Below are 1,120 nucleotides of genomic sequence, written 5' to 3'. Positions count from 1 at the left end.
ATAAGAGACAGCGTGCTGCACGTGAGCCTCTCCGGCGCCCACCCGCACATCGCCGTACTCATCCCCGCCCCCCGGCGGCCCGGCGCGAGGAGATGAATCAGCGGCACGAATATCCCGACAGCGGCAATTGCACAGCAGTGCGGTCCGTAGCGCAGTGGTCGCTTCGCCTTTTTCGTATAAAAGAGGATGCCTGTTTCCTGTCCGGCGGCGCGCACCGGCTCGCGTATCTTGACCTGAGGCACACCGGCCTCACCAGCCGGGGCGCGCTACGGCTGCTGGACGTGGCCGGACGCGCCCACTCCCCCACCCGGTACGTCCTGGGCGGCGGTGTGCCGAAGTTGCGGGGCGCATCCGGAGGTGGCGGTGATCCGCAGCGTGTACCGGGCCGGGGGCCGGTCAGTGGGAGCGGCCGTAGGTGAGGTGGCGCAGGGCGGCCTCGGCGGGGCCGCGCCGGCCGTGGCGGGACAAGGTGGCGGCGAGCAGGACGGTGCCCAGCCAGGTCAGGACGGCCAGGCCGGACGCCGCCGCGTCGCCGACGCGGGTGGCCAGGCCGCCGAGGTACGGCGTGAACACCGCGACGAACACCACCGACTGGAGCAGGTAGCAGGTCAGTGACCACTGGCCGCAGGCAACCAGCGCGCGGACCACGGGCCCCCGCTTCAGGCGGTCGGCGAGGAGCCCGGCCAGGGCGGCGTAGGCCAGGCCGCCGGCCATGCCGGTCAGGCTGTGCAGGACGTACGCAGAAATGGAGACCGCCTCCGACGGGGCCCACAGCCGCGTGTCGATCAACATCAGTGGGACGGCCCCGGCCAGCGAGACGACCGTGCCGGCGGTCGCGGTCGTGGCCAGTAGCGCGCGGTGCGCGCCGGGCTCCTCCAGTACGCGGCGGCGGGCCGCCCACATCCCGAGCAGGAACGCCGACACCACGCTCACCGCGAAGTACGTCGGCGTCATCGCCGCCCAGCCCACCAGCCGGGACACGGCGGCCTGAACCGGGTCGGCCATCGCCGCGGGCGTGTCGCCCTTGGGGGCGGACACGGTGACCAGCCCGAACAGCGCGAGCACCACGACGTGCAGCACGAGGCCGACGCCGGCGGCCCACAACAGGGCGCGCTCGCGC

General features: G+C 73.2%; 1 protein-coding gene. It reads right to left on the bottom strand.

From position 1 onward, the window contains the following. Positions 1–396: 396 nt before the first annotated feature. On the bottom strand, positions 397–1,120 hold a 724-nt coding region (locus tag C1I98_RS39150; protein WP_146607943.1), incomplete at its 5' end, for a DUF418 domain-containing protein.

It is taken from the genome of Spongiactinospora gelatinilytica, from assembly GCF_003236385.1.
In the GTDB taxonomy this organism is placed as follows: Bacteria; Actinomycetota; Actinomycetes; order Streptosporangiales; family Streptosporangiaceae; genus Spongiactinospora; species Spongiactinospora gelatinilytica.
Note: the sequence above shows the minus strand (reverse complement) of the source record. Positions and strands in the feature narration are given on the sequence as shown.